Below are 17,680 nucleotides of genomic sequence, written 5' to 3'. Positions count from 1 at the left end.
AAACGGAGGTTTGGGTGAGTAAAAATCTGATCATTGTTGAATCACCGTCCAAAGCAAAAACCATCAGCCGCTTTCTGGGTAAGGATTACGAGGTAGTGGCATCCATGGGACATGTTCGGGATCTGCCGCCGAAAAGCATGGGTGTGAATGTGGAGGGGAATTTTGAACCCTCATATATCATCCCTCCGGATAAGAAGAAAGTTATCAAGACTTTAAAAGAGAAGGTCGGCCAGGCAGACAAGATCTTTTTAGCCTCTGATGAAGACCGGGAGGGTGAAGCCATCGCCTGGCATTTATGCCGCGTTCTGGATCTGGATCCGGATAAAACATACAGGATTGTGTTTCATGAGATTACGAAACACGCCATTGAAGCGGCACTGGAGAATCCCCGTCATATTGACCGGAATCTGGTGGATGCCCAGCAGGCACGCCGCGTTTTGGACCGCCTGGTCGGGTTTGAAGTATCCCCCGTTCTTTGGAAAAAAGTGAAACCGGCTCTCTCTGCCGGCAGGGTCCAGAGTGTGGCCGTACGCCTGATTGTGGAGCGGGAAGATGAAATCCGGAATTTTAATCCTGAAAATTATTTTAAAATCACAGGAGAATTCCATCCGGAAAAACGTGAAGATGAGGTTTTTACGGCCGAGTTGCAGGAAAAAATCCCAGCGGCTGAAAAAGCAAAGAAATTTCTTGAAGACTGCCTGGATGCTGAATTTACAGTCAGCGATATTTCTCGGAAGCCTGCCGTAAAAAATCCCGCTCCTCCTTTTACTACGTCTACGCTTCAACAGGAGGCCGGGCGCAAACTGGGATTCTCCGTCTCCCGGACTATGTCCGTTGCCCAGCAATTATATGAAGCCGGTTATATCACCTACATGAGAACCGATTCGGTGAATCTGTCGTCCATGGCCATCGGTGCAGCCAAAGAGCTGATTACAGCCCAGTATGGGAAAGAATATTCAAAACCCAGAAATTTTACAACAAAAAGCAAATCCGCACAGGAAGCTCACGAAGCCATCCGCCCCTCGTATCTGGACCGGGAAACCATTCAGGGCGACAGGAACCAGCAGCGCTTATACGATTTAATCCGGAAACGGATGATTGCCAGCCAGATGTCCCCGGCCAAACTGGAGAACACCCAGGTAACCATCGATATATCCACACGTTCAGAAACGCTGACAGCAAAGGGACAGGTCATTCTTTTTGACGGTTTCCTCCGGGTGTATCAGGAATCCCGGGATGATGAATCGAATGAGGAAACGACGGGTCTCCCCAGACTCACAGTACAGGATACACTCATCCTTCAGACCATGGAAGGCCGGGAGCGCTTTACCAAAGCCCCGCCCCGGTATTCGGAAGCAGCCCTGGTCCGCAAGCTTGAGGAATTGGGCATCGGTCGTCCATCAACCTATGCTCCCACCATTTCCACGATTCAGAAACGGAAATATGTGGTAAATGAAAGCCGGCCCGGAGAGAAACGGGACTACAAAATATTCATCCTCAAAAACGGGAAGGTTTTGGAAAAAAACGGCAGTGAAATCCAGGGTGCCGAAAAGAAAAAGCTCTTTCCTACCGATACGGGCCAGGTCGTGAATCAGTTCCTGATGAAACATTTTGATGATATCCTGGATTATGGGTTTACGGCAGATGTGGAAGTGGAATTTGACCGGATAGCCGAAGGCCGTGTGGCCTGGGCAGACATGATCCGGGATTTTTACGGTCCCTTTCATGCAAATGTTGAAAAAACCATGAAAGAATCGGAAAAATTCAAAGGAGAACGCTATCTGGGAAAAGATCCGGAAAGCGGCCGGGATGTCTTTGTGAAAATTGGCCGTTACGGGCCTATGGCTCAAATTGGGAAAGCAGATGAAGATTTGAAACCCCGTTTTGCCGGTTTGCGGGATCATCAAAGCCTGGAATCGATTACTTTGGAGGAAGCCCTGGAGCTTTTCAGGCTGCCCAGGACTGTTGGTGAATATGAAGGGGAACCGGTAACGGCAAATATCGGCCGTTATGGTCCCTATGTAAAACATAAAAACACCTTCTATTCTTTGGGAAAAGAGGACGATCCCCTTTCCGTCTCTCTGGACAGGGCTGTTGAGCTTATCGAAACGAAACGGGAAAAAGATAAAAATAAACTTATCAAAGAATTTCCGGAAGAACCGGGATTAAAAATTCTGAATGGCCGGTATGGTCCCTATATTTCCTATAAGAAAAAAAATACAACGATTCCGAAAAATACGGATCCGGCAACCCTGACACTCGAACAATGTCACGAACTGATCAAAGCCGGTGCCGCAAAGAAATCCGGAAAACGGAAAGGAAAAAAACATTCATGACGTCTGTAAAGCCCATGTCCTATCCCTTGATGGAAAAACTGGTAGCCCTCAGCCGCCGCCGGGGATTTTTATTTCAAAGTAGTGAAATTTACGGCGGGATCAACGCGGTGTATGATTATGGTCCCCTGGGTGTGGAACTCAAACGAAATGTGAAAAACCGCTGGTGGAGGGATATCGTCACAGCCCGGGAAGACGTGGTAGGCATGGATGCGGCGATTCTTATGCATCCCAAAGTTTGGGAAGCTTCGGGACATGTGGAAAATTTTCACGATCCCATGGTGGAATGCCGGAAGTGTCGCCGAAGATTTCGCCAGGACCATCTGCCCGAGGGAAGCACACAGTGTCCGGAATGTCAGGGAGAATTGGGGGCACCGCGGCAATTCAATCTGATGTTTAAAACCTTTCTGGGATCCACGGAAGAAGGCGCACAGGAAATTTATTTAAGACCCGAAACCGCCCAGGGTATTTTTGTGAATTTTGACAATGTGGTGTCATCCAACCGGGTAAAACTCCCCTTTGGGATTGCCCAGCTCGGGAAAGCGTTCCGGAATGAAATTACAACAGGGAATTTTATTTTTCGCACGCGCGAATTTGAACAGATGGAGATGGAATACTTTATCCGTCCCGGCGAAAATACCCAGTGGCTTGAATACTGGGCACAGGAAAGGCTGAATTGGTTCAGGTCTTTGGGAATTACACCGGAAAAACTCCGTCTGAGAGCCCATGACGAAGATGAACTGGCCCACTATTCCACGGCCTGTTATGATGTGGAATATGAGTTTCCCTATGGATTTTCCGAGCTGGAAGGTATTGCCGACCGCGGGACTTATGATTTGACCCAGCATATTAACCTCAGCGGGAAAAAACTCCATTATGTAGATCAGGATAACCGGGGACAGAAAATCATTCCAGCCGTGGTTGAAACATCTGCGGGAGTGGATCGTACGGTTTTGACTCTCCTGGCAGATGCCTATTGGGAAGATGAAGAAAATGACCGTGTGGTAATGCGCCTCCACCCATCCGTTGCGCCGTTTAAAGTTGCCATCTTTCCTCTCTTTAACAAAGATGGGATGCCCGAAGTTGCCCGGAAGCTCTATGAAGACCTCCGGTTTAAATTCGCCGCATTCTATGATACGGGGGGATCTATCGGAAAACGGTACCGCCGACAGGATGAAGCCGGAACGCCCTTTTGTATTACCATTGACCACCAAACCCTGGAAGACCGCACAGTTACACTCCGGGATCGTGATTCCCTGGAACAAATCCGCGTTTCTCTGGATCAGGTGGAGCAAGTACTTGAAGAGAAAGTGGGTACGAGGGGATGAAGAGACGAGGGTACGAAGACAGGAGGGTATGAAGGGGTGAAGGAGAAACAATATTAACCCCCGGCAGAAGACATATACAATTCATGTCTCTGTTCCATAGGAATGCATTCCATTGAAAAAGATTAAACAGTTCGGTTTTTTTGTAAGTGTATGTCTCCTGACAACACGAGGGTTTGCCCAGGATTCCCTGTTCTTGAAAATACAATCCATGATGGATTCGGTTTCAATAGAGAACATTGAGGAGCACATCCGGAACCTGGAATATGCCGGCGGCCATGAAAGCCGTGTGACATTCACGCCCGGAAAGGACAGTGCCCGGGTATATATCGCAGATTATTTGATCAATGAAACACAGGTTGATTCTGTAGTGCTGGACACCTTTTATGTAGAACATGCCAGGGAGCCTTATAATACCTATCCGTTGATGAATGTGGAAGCCTGGATTAAGGGAACAGGTGAGCTGGAAAGGTATTTTGTTTTGGGAGCCCACTACGATGCGTCTGCCAGCCGGATGGGAAACACTGCATGGGAAAATCATTGGGACACACTGAAAGCCCCCGGAGCCGATGATAACGCAACCGGCGTGGCGGCTATTCTGGAAATCGCCCGGATTCTCTCCGATTCCGCCTTTCATTTTTCAGAAGAGTACGGCATTGTCCTGGTTGCCTTTGCCGCCGAAGAATCCAACCCAACCTTTGGATCGGGGCACCAGGGGAGTTATCGTTTTGCATCAACAGCCAGGGAAAAAGAACACACAATCCTCGGCGCCGTATCCATCGATATGATTGGTTATAATACAAAATATGATTATACAGCGATTGTATCCAACAACAATTCCGAATGGCTTGGGCTCCGGTCCGCGGATATTAATGAATTGTATGACATTGGACTCATCATGAATCAGCCGCCTTATCCCTATGCCACTTACAGCGATCATGACCGTTTTTGGGAACAAGGGTATCCGGCGATCCTCATGATTGAAAATGCGCCACCATGGACGACTGCAACCTATTATGCGCGCAATTATCTCTATCATACCTCTTATGATACACTGGGGTCCGTGAATCTGGGGCTTGTGAAAAAAGTGACCCAGATGAACCTGGGACTGGCGGCCGATCTGACCGGACGGGTGACTTCAATCCCAGGAGCCCGTGTCCCGGAAAATTATGTTTTGGAACAGAATTATCCCAACCCCTTTAATCCCACCACGACTATTGAGTATACGGTTCCTGCGGCGGGAAATGTCCGGATTACCGTTTACGATATCCAGGGACGTGAGAGAGTCCGTTTGATCCATTCACACCACGAACCCGGAAAATATACAGTTCCTTTTAATGCCGGAAACCTGGCCTCAGGTGTCTATCTTTATCGCCTTACTGCCGGACCGGTTGTGCAGACGAGAAAAATGATGGTTTTAAAGTAGCTGCGGACCCATGTGTCCGCCCAGAGTAAGGGCGACCCCATGTGTCCGCCCACACGAATGGAACAGGATAAAACGATGAATAATTGTAGCAAATCTGATAAAAATGATTCTCAAAATATCTCCGCCAATCAGCACCCAGAACTCCCCACTCAGAACTCCAACTCTTTACTCTCTACTCTAACTACTCTAAACTCTCAATTCAAAAAGTATCACGGTTTGGGTAATGATTACATCGTGATGGGACCAGAGTTGCCGGAGGGACAGTTTTCCCCGGAGTTTGTCCGGCGTGTGTGCAATCCTCATTACGGGGTGGGCTCGGATGGATTGCTTCACGGTCCCCTCACCTCTGATACTGCCGATTTCCGGGTGCGGATGTATAATCCAGATGGTAGCGAGTTTGAAAAAAGCGGCAACGGACTCCGTATTTTTACCCGTTATCTCTTCGATATGGAATATATACAGCATGATCCCGTCACCATTGAGACAAAAGGTGGACTTGTGACGGCACAGGTTTTACGGGAGAACGGACTTATTCGCGTGGAAATGGGAAAAGCCAGCCTGCGAAGTGATGTGATCCCGGTCCGGGGCGAATCTCGTGAAATGTTGGATGAAGTGTTGGAGATTGAAAACCGGCAGTTCAGAATCTCTGCCGTAACGGTAGGGAATCCACACTGTGTTGTGTTCATTGAAAATCCAAAAGAATTATCACCGGACCTGGCGAAAACCTGGGGCCCCCTGATTGAACCCCATCCTCTTTTTCCACACAAAACCAATGTTCAGTTCATGTCCCCCCTGGATGAGAGAAATATTCGCATAGAAATATGGGAGCGGGGAGTCGGATATACCATGGCCTCCGGGAGCAGCAGCTGTGCCGCCGCTACGGTGGCCTATCGACTTGGTTTTTGTGGCAACGATGTAAATGTGCATGTCCCCGGCGGAGTGATACACATCCAAATCCATGAAGATTCATCACTCACCATGACCGCACCGGTGGTTAAAATCTGTGAGGGGAAACTCAGCAGCGAATGTCTTCCCTGAATTCCCATAGAAAAAGTGAAAGAGATTATTTTCAAACCACATCAGTGTTTGATTCGCTTATTGATATATAAAGAGTTTGTCCCGACAAACCGCATCAAAATCCCGCACATAAGAATATAACTATAATAATATAAGCTTGACAGATGTCTCTAACCGGTGTATTTTACCCCCGGGGCGGGGGGAAGCACATTAAACATAAACTATAAATATTATTATTACGGGTTAACGTATTAAATGTTTAATAATATGTGTGTTTTATTCCGGGAATGAAAATCCTGTTTCAAAAAAGTTTAAAAAACTTATAAAGAAATTGATTTTAAAAAATCAACACAGTTTACCAGTACTCTTGGAAAAAGAGAGCTTTTAAATTGTCCTGTAATTTCCTAATGTGTAAAAGATGAAAAGACGGATACGCACTCATGAAAGATAAAACCATTCATTTTCAAGCCATTGGAACGATCCACTCTCCTTACAAACAACCCAAAGGAACTCCCATCCAACCTGCCGGCGCAAAAGGAGTAGAGGGAAAAATCGTTTTAAATCCTATATTTTCTGAAGGGCTTCAGGATTTGGAAGAATTTTCACACATTATAGTATTGTACTATTTTCATTTATCAAAGTCATACTCCTTAAAGGTAAAACCATTTATGGATACTGCAGAACACGGTGTGTTTGCAACCCGTGCACCTGCCCGTCCCAACCCCGTTGGCATTTCCATCCTTAAACTGAACTCTATTGAGAAGAATATTTTGCATGTAAGCGATGTGGATATTGTTGATGGAACCCCTCTCCTGGATATTAAACCCTATGTACCGCCGTTTGATGATAAAGAAAATGTCCGCGTCGGGTGGCTGGAAAAGAATGTGTACAAACTATCCGGTACAAAGGATGATGAACGGTTTCTATAGAAAAGAGCGCGAGAATGATAACAGGGTTTCCCCTCTCATTTCTCTCTTCCCTCTTTTTTGTTTTTTTGTCGGATAAACTCTTCTTATCTTTTCCAGAATTTGTCGGGGACACCTACCCACTAATCATTCAAGTGAAACGGAAAGATGAAAGAGGATAAACTCAGCATCATTATTGTCGCCCATAATGAAGAAAAATTTCTGCCGAAATTACTCCGTTCTCTATCGCGTCAATCTTTTAAGTCCTTTGAAATCATTATTGTGGATAGTCACAGCTCGGACAGAACAAAAGAATACGCCATGAAATATAAACATGCCTTCCCGGAGTTCTCGTATCTTCTGCTGGATGATACCCCCGGCCCGGCCACCGGCAGAAATAAAGGAGCAGCTCTTGCCAATTATCCCCGACTGCTTTTCCTGGATTCCGATACCATATTACCCCCTGATTTTCTGGAAAAATCCCTTGCAGAAATAGATAGAAAACATGCAGACCTGGCAAGTGGCCGGGCACGTATCGCCGAAAATCACCCCCTCTCCCGTTTTGGCATTCATTTTTTGAATTTCTTTATGATACTTCTCTATCCCCGCTATCTTTCTGCCTATGGTGCCTGCCTTTTTTCTACAAAGGATATCCATGACCGAATCGGTGGATTTGACGAGTCCCTGGGAATTTGCGAAGATTGCCACTATGTGAAAAAAGCAGTAAAAACCCAAGGCTTAAAATATCTTATTCTTAAAGCCTTTTTCTATACAACAGACCGGCGGGCTAAAGCCGAAGGAGGGATACCCCTCATGTTGAAGTATATTAAATCACATCTGTACCGGATGATCACCGGAAAAGAGATTCCCAGGAATAAAATCACATATACATACGAGTTGCACGAAAAATGAAGCAATCAGAAAATAACACATCAGAAAAGGGTCCTCTTAAAAAAACATGGGATAATATGGTGATTGGGCTCCATTCCCTGGTGGTCAGAAAGTCTTTTTATATCGGACTCCTGACCCTTTTAGCCGGTATCCGCCTGAATTTCTTTTCACAAACCTATCTAAGGAAATATGTCAGCCATGGAAGATCCCTGCCGGCCCTGTCAGATCTTATCCTGGATAATATCCCCTATTGGGATGTGGATTTTTTGTATGATTATTTCAGCATTGTTTCCGTTCTGATTTTTATCGCGTATGTAGTGCATAAAAATCAATATCATCGAATACCTTATGTTTTGCTTTTATGCGGGATGTTTCATCTGGTGAGGGGAATGTTCATCATCCTGACCCCTTTGGGACACCCGGCCATGTTTGACGGAACGGAAGGGCTTTTCAACGGATTTTCCAAATTTGAACTGGGCGTGTATCCGTCCGGGCATACGGGTATCAGTTTTATCTATGTTTTGATGACCCGGGACAGGGTCTACAAAGGGCTGATCCTCTTTTCCCTCTGTGTGATTATCGCGTCCCTTTTTATCTCCAGAGGTCATTACAGTATCGATGTGCTGTCAGGAATTTTCTTTGCCTATGCCATTAAAAGTTTTGCGGATAAGCATATACAACCCCGTTTTATCTGATTTTCCCCTCACAGGTGTATACTCAACAAAACCGGTATGATATGATTCCCCTTTTATAAATCTTTTTTCTTAAAATAGTGAGGATCCATTCATGGACCCTGACATGATAGATCCGGACAGAACTCCTTTGTTTGTTACAGGGGTTTCTTTACATTTTATGTCTGAAGCATGAGGTTTTCATGACGTTACTGAAAGAAGAAAAAATATCCGGAATGCTGGTGTATGAGGGGTGTCTGTTAAAGGTTCACCGGGATGAGGTGAGACTTCCGAATGGCAAAACCAGCATCCGGGAGTATATCCGCCATCCCGGGGCTGTGGTTGTTCTCCCCTTTTTGGAGGATGGGGATGTTGTTTTGGAAAGACAGTTCAGATATCCTGCCAATCAGGTTTTTATCGAGTGTCCCGCCGGAAAAATTGATCCCGGAGAATCCCTGGAGGAAACAGCCCGCAGGGAATTGCTGGAAGAAACGGGTTATACCTGTCGGGAACTCCGGTACCTGGGGAAAACACATCCGGGAATCGGGTATACCGATGAAGTCATCTATCTCTATGAAGGACATGGCCTGTCACGTCAGGAAGTGAAACGGGATGACGATGAATTTCTTGAAATTTTTCATGTACCCTTCGAAGAAGCCCGCCAAATGGTGATGAGGGGAGAGATAACAGATGCAAAATCTGTAGCAGCCATTCTATTAAGTTATGAAAACCGTCGTTCTGAAACCCGGATTTAAGGGGAGTACTGATATATGAAACAGACACTCAATCAAAAACTGGTCAATATTTTAAAAGGGGATTTTCACGATCCTCACAACGTTCTTGGGATCCACGCCGTTTCACCGGTTAAAAAAGTAATCCGTGTCTTTGTGCCGGACGCAGCAGAAGTGTCCGTTCAGCGTCTGGATGGAAGAAAAACCGCCTATCCTCTTTCTCCCATGGATGTAGAGGGATTCTGGCAGACGGAAATCCGGGTGAAGCATTTTTTCCATTACCGGATTCATGCTACATATCCGGATGGAAGCAGCTATGATTATGTGGATCCGTATCAGTTTACACCCACGATCAGCCAGGACGACCTGTATCTGTTTAACAAGGGAGACCACCGTTTTGTCTATGAAAAACTGGGCGCCCACACCTGTGTTCACGACGGGATTCCCGGTGTGCGCTTTGCCGTTTGGGCTCCGACAGCCCGACGTGTAAGCGTGGTTGGAGATTTCAACCGCTGGGACGGCCGTTATCATCAGATGAGGGCTATGGGAAATTCCGGCGTGTGGGAAATTTTTATTCCGGAAGCCAGGGCCGGCGTTCTCTATAAATTTGAGATTTTTACGGCGAACCGGACACTCCGCGTGAAAGCCGATCCCTATGCCCAATATTTTCAGAAAAGACCTGAAAATGCCTGCATCGTTTTCCAATCCACCCATGACTGGAAAGATGATTCATGGCTGAAAGATCGTATGGGTAGACAAACCCGTACTTTGCCATTGAATATTTACGAGGTCCATCCCGGATCCTGGCGCATCAAGGAGGATGGCAGCTGGTATACATACCGGGAACTGGCCCATGAATTGGTGCCCCATGTAAAAGAGATGGGCTTTACACACATTGAATTCTTACCGGTCATGGAACACCCTTTTGACGGATCCTGGGGATATCAGGTCACCGGCTATTATGCACCCAGCAGCCGCTTCGGAACCCCCGATGATCTGAAATATTTCATTGATGTCTGCCATCAAAACCATATCGGAGTTATTCTGGACTGGGTACCGGCCCATTTTCCAAAAGATGATTTCGCCCTGGCACGATTTGACGGGACCGCCCTGTATGAACATGAAGATTCGCGCCTGGGCGAGCATCCGGACTGGGGGACCTATATATTCAATTACGGCCGGAATGAGGTGAAAAATTTCCTGCTGGCCAATGCAGTGTACTGGCTGAAGGAATTCCATGCTGATGGATTACGGATCGATGCGGTTGCCAGCATGCTCTATCTGGACTACAGCCGGAAAGAAGGGGAATGGATTCCCAATAAATACGGCGGGAACGAGAACCTGGAAGCCATCGAATTTTTAAAACACACAAATTCCGTCCTCCATGAATACTTCCCCGACACTCTGATTATCGCCGAAGAATCCACAGCCTGGGGCGGTGTGACAAAACCCGTGCAGGAAAACGGTCTTGGTTTTACCTATAAATGGAATATGGGATGGATGAATGACTTCCTCAGTTATATGTCCAAAGATCCCATCTACCGGAAATACCACCACAATGAACTCACCTTTTCCATGCTCTATGCCTATTCGGAAAAGTATATTCTCGTTCTGAGCCATGATGAAGTCGTTCACGGGAAAAAAGCACTTCTAAGCAAAATGCCGGGGGATGACTGGCAGAAATTTGCCAATTTTAAATTACTGCTGGGTTTTATGACGGGTCATCCGGGGAAAAAACTCCTCTTTATGGGATCGGAGCTGGCTCCCTGGCACGAATGGAACGACCAAGAAGGGCTTGATTGGCGATTGTTGCAATGGGAACCCCATAAAAATGCCCGGCTGTATCTGGAACATTTGAATAAGCTCTATTTAAGTGAACCGGCTCTCTGGGAATGGGATACCCGACCCGATGGCTTTGAATGGATCGACGCCAACAATGCCGAACAGTCTGTTATTTCATTTATACGGCATGGGAAGGATCCGGCCAATGACCTGTTCTTTATCTGTAATTTTACGCCTGAAACGTATTTCGAATTCCGGACAGGGGTCCACAATCCCGGAAAATACCGGGAGATTTTTAATTCTGATGCCATGATTTACTACGGAAGCGGTGTGATCCGAAACAGTGAACACGTGAGTGAGGAAGTCCCCTGGAATGGCCGCCCCCACTCCATCCGTTTCGGTCTCCCCCCACTGGGAATGGTTATTTTTAAACGGATACAATAGCTGATGACGGAAGAGAAAGGGAAACGTATTCTCTATGCCGTTTTGAACTGGGGATACGGGCACACCATTCACGCTTTTCCCCTGATTGAATTTCTTAACCGGCACCATGAGGTCATTCTGGCCGCAGATGGCCAGGCCATGGTTCTGTTGAGACGGCGTTTTCCCCAGAATCTCTGTATTCCCCTGAAAGATGCCCGTATCCGTTATACAAAATATAAAATCCTGATGCCCCTTTCCCTGGGAATACAGGCAGTAAAAATGCTGGCAGGTATGAAGCGGGAACACCGTCTGACCAAAAATCTGGTGAAACACCTAAAAATTGATCGCATCATTTCCGATAACCGGTATGGTGTTTGGGACCGGCGGATACCTTCTTACCTGATAACCCATCAATTACGTTTTCATATGCCAATCCGCCATATTGAACCCCTGAGTATTATATTCAACCGAATTGTTTTTAACGGATTTACGGGGATCTGGGCCCTGGATTCCCCACATCCTGAGAAAAACCTGTCCGGATCTCTTACCCATGACAATCCCCTAAGCACACATCCCAAAGTCCGGTTTATGGGATTGTGGTCAGACCTGATACCCCAAAAGGTCGATGAAGACATTGATCTGTTGGCCATATTATCCGGACCCGAACCAATGAGGACCCTGCTGGAAAACACACTTCTTGAGCAAATGTCCCGATTGCCGGGGAAAAAAGTCCTTGTCCGTGGAATTGACGGTCATTTTCCGGCGAATGTGGAAGATATAACCCTTTTGGGTCTGGCGGAGAGAGACGAAATAAATCTTTTAATAAACCGGAGCCGGATGGTAATATGCCGGTCCGGGTATACATCCACCATGGATTTGGTCCGGCTGGGGAAAAAGGCGGTCATGGTACCCACTCCCGGACAAAGTGAACAGGAATATCAGGCGGAACTGTATCATAAACGTGGTTGGTTTTATGCTGTCAGGCAGGATGAGCTGGACCTTGTAAACAATGTGAAAGCAGCCAGGGCATATCATCCACCGGATCTGAGCCAATGGTTCAACCGAACGGACTGGCTGGACGAAGCCATTCGTGAGTGGCCTAAAGAGAGGATGAAAAGATGACGACATGTTGCCGGCTTGGATTATGGTTTTCTCTTATCATTTTCGGCCTGGGGGTTCAAACACTGTGGGGTACACAGATGCATGTCCCTGAAGAGAATCCTGAATATCCGTTTCTGCTGGCCATGGAAACGCGGGGACTTCTGGACTCCCCCCTTCCGGCGACACGGCCCTGGATAAAAAGTGATGTGGCGGAACATCTTAAAACACTTTTGAAAAAAACCGGCAGACTTAGCGGGACAGAACGGGAGATCCTCCAGATGCTGGTCAACAGGTACCGCCCGGAGTTATCAGACCTGAAACATCCACGCCTGGCTGAAGAAGACAGCGTCCATGCGTTTCCTCTCCATATCCGGGAAGATCTTCAACGAAAAGTCTCACGCTCCATTATCAGTGAACCGGATTACCTGTTTCTGTTTGAAACGGAGGATGAATATCTCTTTCTCCAGGGCGATGGACTGCTTCGCCTTGAGAACAAAAACGAGTTGTTTCGATTCTCAGGTCATGTAGGTTTCAGGGGATTTGCGCAAATGGGCAATGTCAGTGTCTTTGGTGAAGCCATGGCCTATGGTCAAACCTTCAAAGATGGATTTATGGAGGATCCGGTCGAAAGTCGAAGATATTATACCCATACGGATTCAGTACTCTCTCTTGCTACCTTTGATAATGCAATGGGTTATATACAACTGAATACGAAGGCGGGTCTTTTTACTCTGGGTAATGATTTCCTGAGTTGGGGCTATGGTGAAAATTCTATGACCTTATCCGGAGAAACGGCTCCCTTTCCTTACATGATGTGGCAAAAATATTTTTACCGATCCCGTTTTACATTTTTCCACGGAAGCCTGCTTAATGCAAAGTATACCCTGAGTGAGGATGGGCATTCACGAATCTATCCCGAAAAATATATAGCCGGGCACAGACTTGAAATGTATCCCCGGAAAAATCTCTCTTTTGCTTTTTCTGAATTTGTCGTATATGGGTTACGCAATATGGAATGGACCTATTTTATTCCTGCTGCATTTATTTGGTCTGCAGAACACAACCTTGATGATCGAGACAATGTACTTATGAGTTTTGAAGCACAGTGGCAACCTGTCCGGGGAATAAAAATTCACGGAAATTTCTTTCTGGATGAACTGGATTTCAGGGAATTGGGTACACAGTGGTGGGGCAATAAACATGGGACACAAATCGGGTTGAATATTTCTCTTCCCGTCATTTCGGGTGGAGAATTTTTCTTTGAGCGGTCACAGGTCAGACCCTGGACCTATACTCATTACAAAGATGTGAATACCTTTACTCATAAAGGGGATTGTCTGGGGTTTTTTGCAGGACCAAATTCCCGGGTGTATACCCTGGGTGTTCGAGGATGGTTGACTTCAGCCCAATCCTTTATATTTTCTTTCCAGTCTGTAAAGAAAGGGAAAGAGCTTCTTCCTGAAAGCCACCCGGATTATTATCCTATCGGTAGTGATGCAAACCAAAACTACTATCAGCGAAATAAAGGGTACGATTATAAAACAGAAAATCTTATGGGGGATGTTGAAAAGATAATGTCACTTCATGTTGAATGGCAGTATCAAATGCTAAATAATATGTGGTTAAATATTTCATGGCAACCGCAATGGAATGAAGGTGATATGACTCATTATGGGCGATTGGAATGGCAGGTGAAACACTGATGATGTCCTTTATTGTTTTGTCAGGTATCTATTTTGTGTTCATTTGTTTGGTGATTGCGGCCCTGGTAAAAGAAAAAATATGCCAGGGAAAAAGCGAGCTGAGTGCAACAGTCATTGTCTGTATTGATCATGATAAAGAAAACCTTCCTGGTTTGATAGAAGCCCTGATACGTTTAGATTATCCGGAAACCCTTCTGGAAATATTATTGGTGACTGAAAGTTCGGATCGTGAAATTGTATCTGAAATACAAAAGAGTACTGCGAAAAATAAACGGATACGTCCTGTCCTTATTTATGACCGTGAAGAAGGGTTAACAGGACGGAAAAATGCGATTACACAGGCCGTTGGAGTGGCGAATGGAGAGATTATTCTGCTCACGGAAAGCAATTGCCGTCCGGGTTCTCAGTGGGTAAGGCGGATGATAAATTGTTTTGATGAAGAGACGGGCATGGTTATGGGGTTTCCGTCGATAGAAAAAGGCTCCGGGCTTATGCACCGATTCCTTGAATTTGATCAGCTTGCAAAGGTTGCGGTCCAGACAGCAGGTGCTTATTGGAATATTCCCCCTTATTCATCAGCCCGAAACCTGGCATTCCGTCGCCGTCTCTTTTTTGAGGTGAATGGCTATGAAAGTTCAGGTTCAATCACGACAGGCGATGATTTTTTCCTGACACGGGATATTTGGCTTAAGACAAAACGGCCCTTCCGCCATGCGATTCATCCTGAAAGTTTTGTCGAAACGAAAATTAAGAATAAGCCGCGGAAATTTCTTGTACAGCAACTGAAAAAGAGTGGCCAGATTTATCACCTGGCACCTTTCTATAAAGGAGTTGGACTCTTTATTCTGATGTATTATGGCGCTGTTCCAATTGCCATGTTTACCCTGCCCCCTTTGATATGGGCTGGTTCTCTTTTGATTAAAACAATTTTGGAATGGACGGGAATCATGCTTGCCGGGAAGCGGTTTGGTTTTAAGTATCTTGCCTTCTGGTATCCCCTGCTGGCACCTGTTTATCCCCTCTATGTTTTTACATCTGCCGCCCTGATAAATAAAAGAAAAAAGCCTGTATAAAATAAATCATTGGAAACTTCTGATGCCTTATTGAGAGTATAAAGGTCGAGGTTTAAAAAGTGTTGAAGGTATTGCCACAATGCAAAAAAAATGGTGCAAAAAGTTACTGATCATGATTTTGACCCTTCTGGGGATTATTATGCCTTTGCAGGGGAACAATCCCGACCCCACCCGCTACCCGGTGATCCTGGTCCACGGTATTCTGGGTTTTCCGGAAGTCTTCGCTCTTTTGGAATGGCGCCTGAACCAGGCCGGATATGAAACACTCAACTTTTTCTACCCCTCCACGGAAAAAACAATCCGTGAACATGGAGAAGATCTGGCGACATGGATTAAAGCCCAGACAAAGCAGGATACTATTTTACTGATCACCCATAGCATGGGAAATCTGGTGGCCCGGGAAATGCATCATGCCCATCCGGAAATCCCCATTTACCGGTGGCTGATGGTCGCCCCGCCCAATCAGGGAGCACAATCTGCCGACCTGTGGAGTAAAATCCCCCTCTACCGCTGGTGGACCGATATACCCGGACAGGAGTTGCGATTATCCAATATACATGCCCACTATAAACATCTGCCTCCCCCCTCCTGTGAATTTGCCATCATTGCCGGCGGGATGAAGAATGAAATCGGATTCAGTCTCCTTTTGGATGGGGACGATGATGGCAAGGTGCGGGTCGTTGAAACCCAATTGCCCGGGTATGCCGACTTTATGATTATCCCCCAGGTCCATACCGGCCTTCTTTTCAGTAAAGAAACCTTTGTTCAGGCAGATGCCTTCTTCCGGACCGGACGTTTTGACTCAACCCTTATGGATCAGGAATTCAACCTGGGAAAAAGGTTGGAAAATATTCCGGAATTATTAAAACAAGGAGAGAGCAAATGAAATTTTTTCGCATGTATCTTTTCAGTGGGCTGATGGTTCTGTTCTTGCTTTTGACATCCTGTGCCCGGAAGGAACTAACCGAAGTCCGGACGATGGAGATTCAACCCATTCCCCTGCAGGCGATTCCCGATGGCCGGTATGAAGGACGTTTTACCTATAGCAATTTTGAGTATGCCGTTGAAGTCCTGGTGGAAAACCATCAGATTACCGGTATCCGCGTGCTTCAAAACAGAACCTCGGACTATGCAAAAAAAGCAGAAGGGGTGCTTGAAAAAGTTGTAAAGGAACAGAAAACAAATGTAGAAGCCGTCACCGGTGCCACGACAACAAGTAAAGCCCTGCTCAAAGCCGTTGAAAATGCATTGTTGCCCGCGATGGAGTAGCAGATGATGAAAATTGTTGTTTTGGAAGGACATACTCTCAATCCCGGGGATTTAAGCTGGAAGGATTTACAGGCCTTGGGGGATGTGACCATTTATGACCGGACACCGGAAGAGAAAATTGTGAAACGGGCAGAAGGTGCAGAAGTCATCCTCTCCAATAAAACCCGGTTGAGCCGGTCCGTTTTTGAAAAACTGCCTGCTTTAAAATATGTGGGAGTACTGGCCACCGGGTACGACAGCGTTGATGTGAAAGCGGCGGCGGAAAGGGGGATAACAGTAACGAACGTTCCCACGTACGGAACCCGGTCTGTCGCCCAAATGACCTTTGCCCATATCCTTAATCTGGTATATCGTCTTGCCGACCACATCCAAAGTGTGCAATCAGGAAACTGGTCGAAAGCTCCGGATTATTGTTATTGGGAACACCCCCTGACGGAACTGGAGGGACTGACGCTGGGGATTCTGGGACTTGGACGTATCGGCAAGGCTGTGGCGGAAATCGGTCATCGTTTCGGGATGAATATCATCTATCACGATACACAATCTCTCTCCTCTGTCCCGATATCATGGCAGGCCGTTTCAATCAATACCCTTTTCAAATCAAGTGATATCCTCACCCTCCATTGTCCACTGACACCGGAAACACACGAAATCGTGGATATTCATCACCTGAAAAAGATGAAGAAATCAGCCTTTCTGGTCAATACAAGCCGGGGTGGACTTATAAAAAGCCCGGATCTGGCAGAAGCCCTGAAAAACGGGGTAATTCGGGGGGCCGGCCTGGATGTTCTGGACCAGGAACCTCCGGCGGCTGACCATCCTTTGATCGGCATTCCCAACTGTTTCATCACCCCACACATTGCCTGGGCTACCCGTTCTGCCCGTGAACGACTTTTGAAAACGGCAGTTGAAAATTTAAAAGCCTATTTAAACGGGAAAGCAGTTCATGTTGTGACGCCATGACGATAGAACGGGGGAGTGATGGGAAGAAATTGGAGAGATTGATTTGATTGCCTGCCCTGTGAAAAAA

At 46.4% G+C, this 17,680-nt stretch carries 15 protein-coding genes; all 15 read left to right on the top strand.

All coding sequences use genetic code 11. The features are described from left to right. Positions 1 to 14 precede the first annotated feature (14 nt). The 15 genes from topA to strainIA91_RS11515 all read left to right on the top strand — a co-directional run bounded on the left by topA (position 15) and on the right by strainIA91_RS11515 (position 17,613). A complete protein-coding gene (topA, locus tag strainIA91_RS11585) occupies positions 15 to 2,336 on the top strand; it encodes a type I DNA topoisomerase (RefSeq protein WP_400166974.1) in 2,322 nt (773 codons plus the stop codon). Then, complete coding sequence (locus strainIA91_RS11580; RefSeq protein ID WP_400166973.1) at positions 2,333 to 3,661, top strand: glycine--tRNA ligase; 1,329 nt, start codon at positions 2,333 to 2,335, stop codon at positions 3,659 to 3,661. Before topA ends, strainIA91_RS11580 begins: the two co-directional genes overlap by 4 nt. 112 nt (positions 3,662 to 3,773) lie before the next feature. Then, positions 3,774 to 5,084, top strand: a complete 1,311-nt coding sequence (locus strainIA91_RS11575; RefSeq protein ID WP_400166972.1) for a M20/M25/M40 family metallo-hydrolase — start codon at positions 3,774 to 3,776, stop codon at positions 5,082 to 5,084. 39 nt (positions 5,085 to 5,123) lie between these two features. Further along, positions 5,124 to 6,122, top strand: a complete 999-nt coding sequence (gene dapF / locus strainIA91_RS11570; RefSeq protein WP_400166970.1) for a diaminopimelate epimerase — start codon at positions 5,124 to 5,126, stop codon at positions 6,120 to 6,122. A 419-nt stretch (positions 6,123 to 6,541) separates the two neighbouring features. Continuing rightward, positions 6,542 to 7,030: a tRNA (N6-threonylcarbamoyladenosine(37)-N6)-methyltransferase TrmO gene (gene tsaA / locus strainIA91_RS11565; RefSeq protein ID WP_400166969.1), complete on the top strand. Its 489-nt coding sequence runs from the start codon at positions 6,542 to 6,544 to the stop codon at positions 7,028 to 7,030. Positions 7,031 to 7,174: 144 nt separating this feature from the next. Continuing rightward, positions 7,175 to 7,918 (top strand): glycosyltransferase family 2 protein, encoded by a 744-nt coding sequence (locus strainIA91_RS11560; protein ID WP_400166968.1) that lies wholly within the window; start codon positions 7,175 to 7,177, stop codon positions 7,916 to 7,918. Beyond that, a complete protein-coding gene (locus strainIA91_RS11555; protein WP_400166966.1) occupies positions 7,915 to 8,592 on the top strand; it encodes a phosphatase PAP2-related protein in 678 nt (225 codons plus the stop codon). Before strainIA91_RS11560 ends, strainIA91_RS11555 begins: the two co-directional genes overlap by 4 nt. A 179-nt stretch (positions 8,593 to 8,771) precedes the next feature. Then, the gene (locus tag strainIA91_RS11550; protein WP_400166965.1) at positions 8,772 to 9,323 is read left to right on the top strand and encodes an NUDIX domain-containing protein; all 552 of its coding nucleotides are present in this window, start codon (positions 8,772 to 8,774) and stop codon (positions 9,321 to 9,323) included. A gap of 15 nt (positions 9,324 to 9,338) precedes the next feature. Continuing rightward, positions 9,339 to 11,525, top strand: coding sequence for a 1,4-alpha-glucan branching protein GlgB (gene glgB, locus strainIA91_RS11545; RefSeq protein WP_400166964.1), 2,187 nt, complete (start codon positions 9,339 to 9,341; stop codon positions 11,523 to 11,525). Between the two features lie 3 nt (positions 11,526 to 11,528). Further along, a complete protein-coding gene (locus tag strainIA91_RS11540) occupies positions 11,529 to 12,626 on the top strand; it encodes a glycosyltransferase (protein WP_400166961.1) in 1,098 nt (365 codons plus the stop codon). Then, a complete protein-coding gene (locus tag strainIA91_RS11535; RefSeq protein WP_400166960.1) occupies positions 12,623 to 14,308 on the top strand; it encodes a capsule assembly Wzi family protein in 1,686 nt (561 codons plus the stop codon). The genes strainIA91_RS11540 and strainIA91_RS11535 overlap by 4 nt, the downstream gene beginning before the upstream one ends. Then, positions 14,290 to 15,381, top strand: a complete 1,092-nt coding sequence (locus tag strainIA91_RS11530) for a glycosyltransferase (RefSeq protein ID WP_400166958.1) — start codon at positions 14,290 to 14,292, stop codon at positions 15,379 to 15,381. Before strainIA91_RS11535 ends, strainIA91_RS11530 begins: the two co-directional genes overlap by 19 nt. Positions 15,382 to 15,493: 112 nt before the next feature. Further along, entirely contained in the window at positions 15,494 to 16,267 is a 774-nt protein-coding gene (locus tag strainIA91_RS11525; protein ID WP_400166957.1) for an esterase/lipase family protein, read from the top strand. Then, positions 16,264 to 16,650 carry an FMN-binding protein gene (locus strainIA91_RS11520; protein ID WP_400166955.1) on the top strand — a complete coding sequence of 129 codons (387 nt, stop codon included), beginning with the start codon at positions 16,264 to 16,266 and terminating at the stop codon, positions 16,648 to 16,650. Before strainIA91_RS11525 ends, strainIA91_RS11520 begins: the two co-directional genes overlap by 4 nt. A 3-nt stretch (positions 16,651 to 16,653) precedes the next feature. Beyond that, entirely contained in the window at positions 16,654 to 17,613 is a 960-nt protein-coding gene (locus strainIA91_RS11515; protein ID WP_400166954.1) for a D-2-hydroxyacid dehydrogenase, read from the top strand. Positions 17,614 to 17,680 lie beyond the last annotated feature (67 nt).

Source organism: Candidatus Neomarinimicrobiota bacterium (genome assembly GCA_041154365.1).
In the GTDB taxonomy this organism is placed as follows: domain Bacteria; phylum Fidelibacterota; class Fidelibacteria; order Fidelibacterales; family Fidelibacteraceae; genus Fidelibacter; species Fidelibacter multiformis.
Note: the sequence above shows the minus strand (reverse complement) of the source record. Positions and strands in the feature narration are given on the sequence as shown.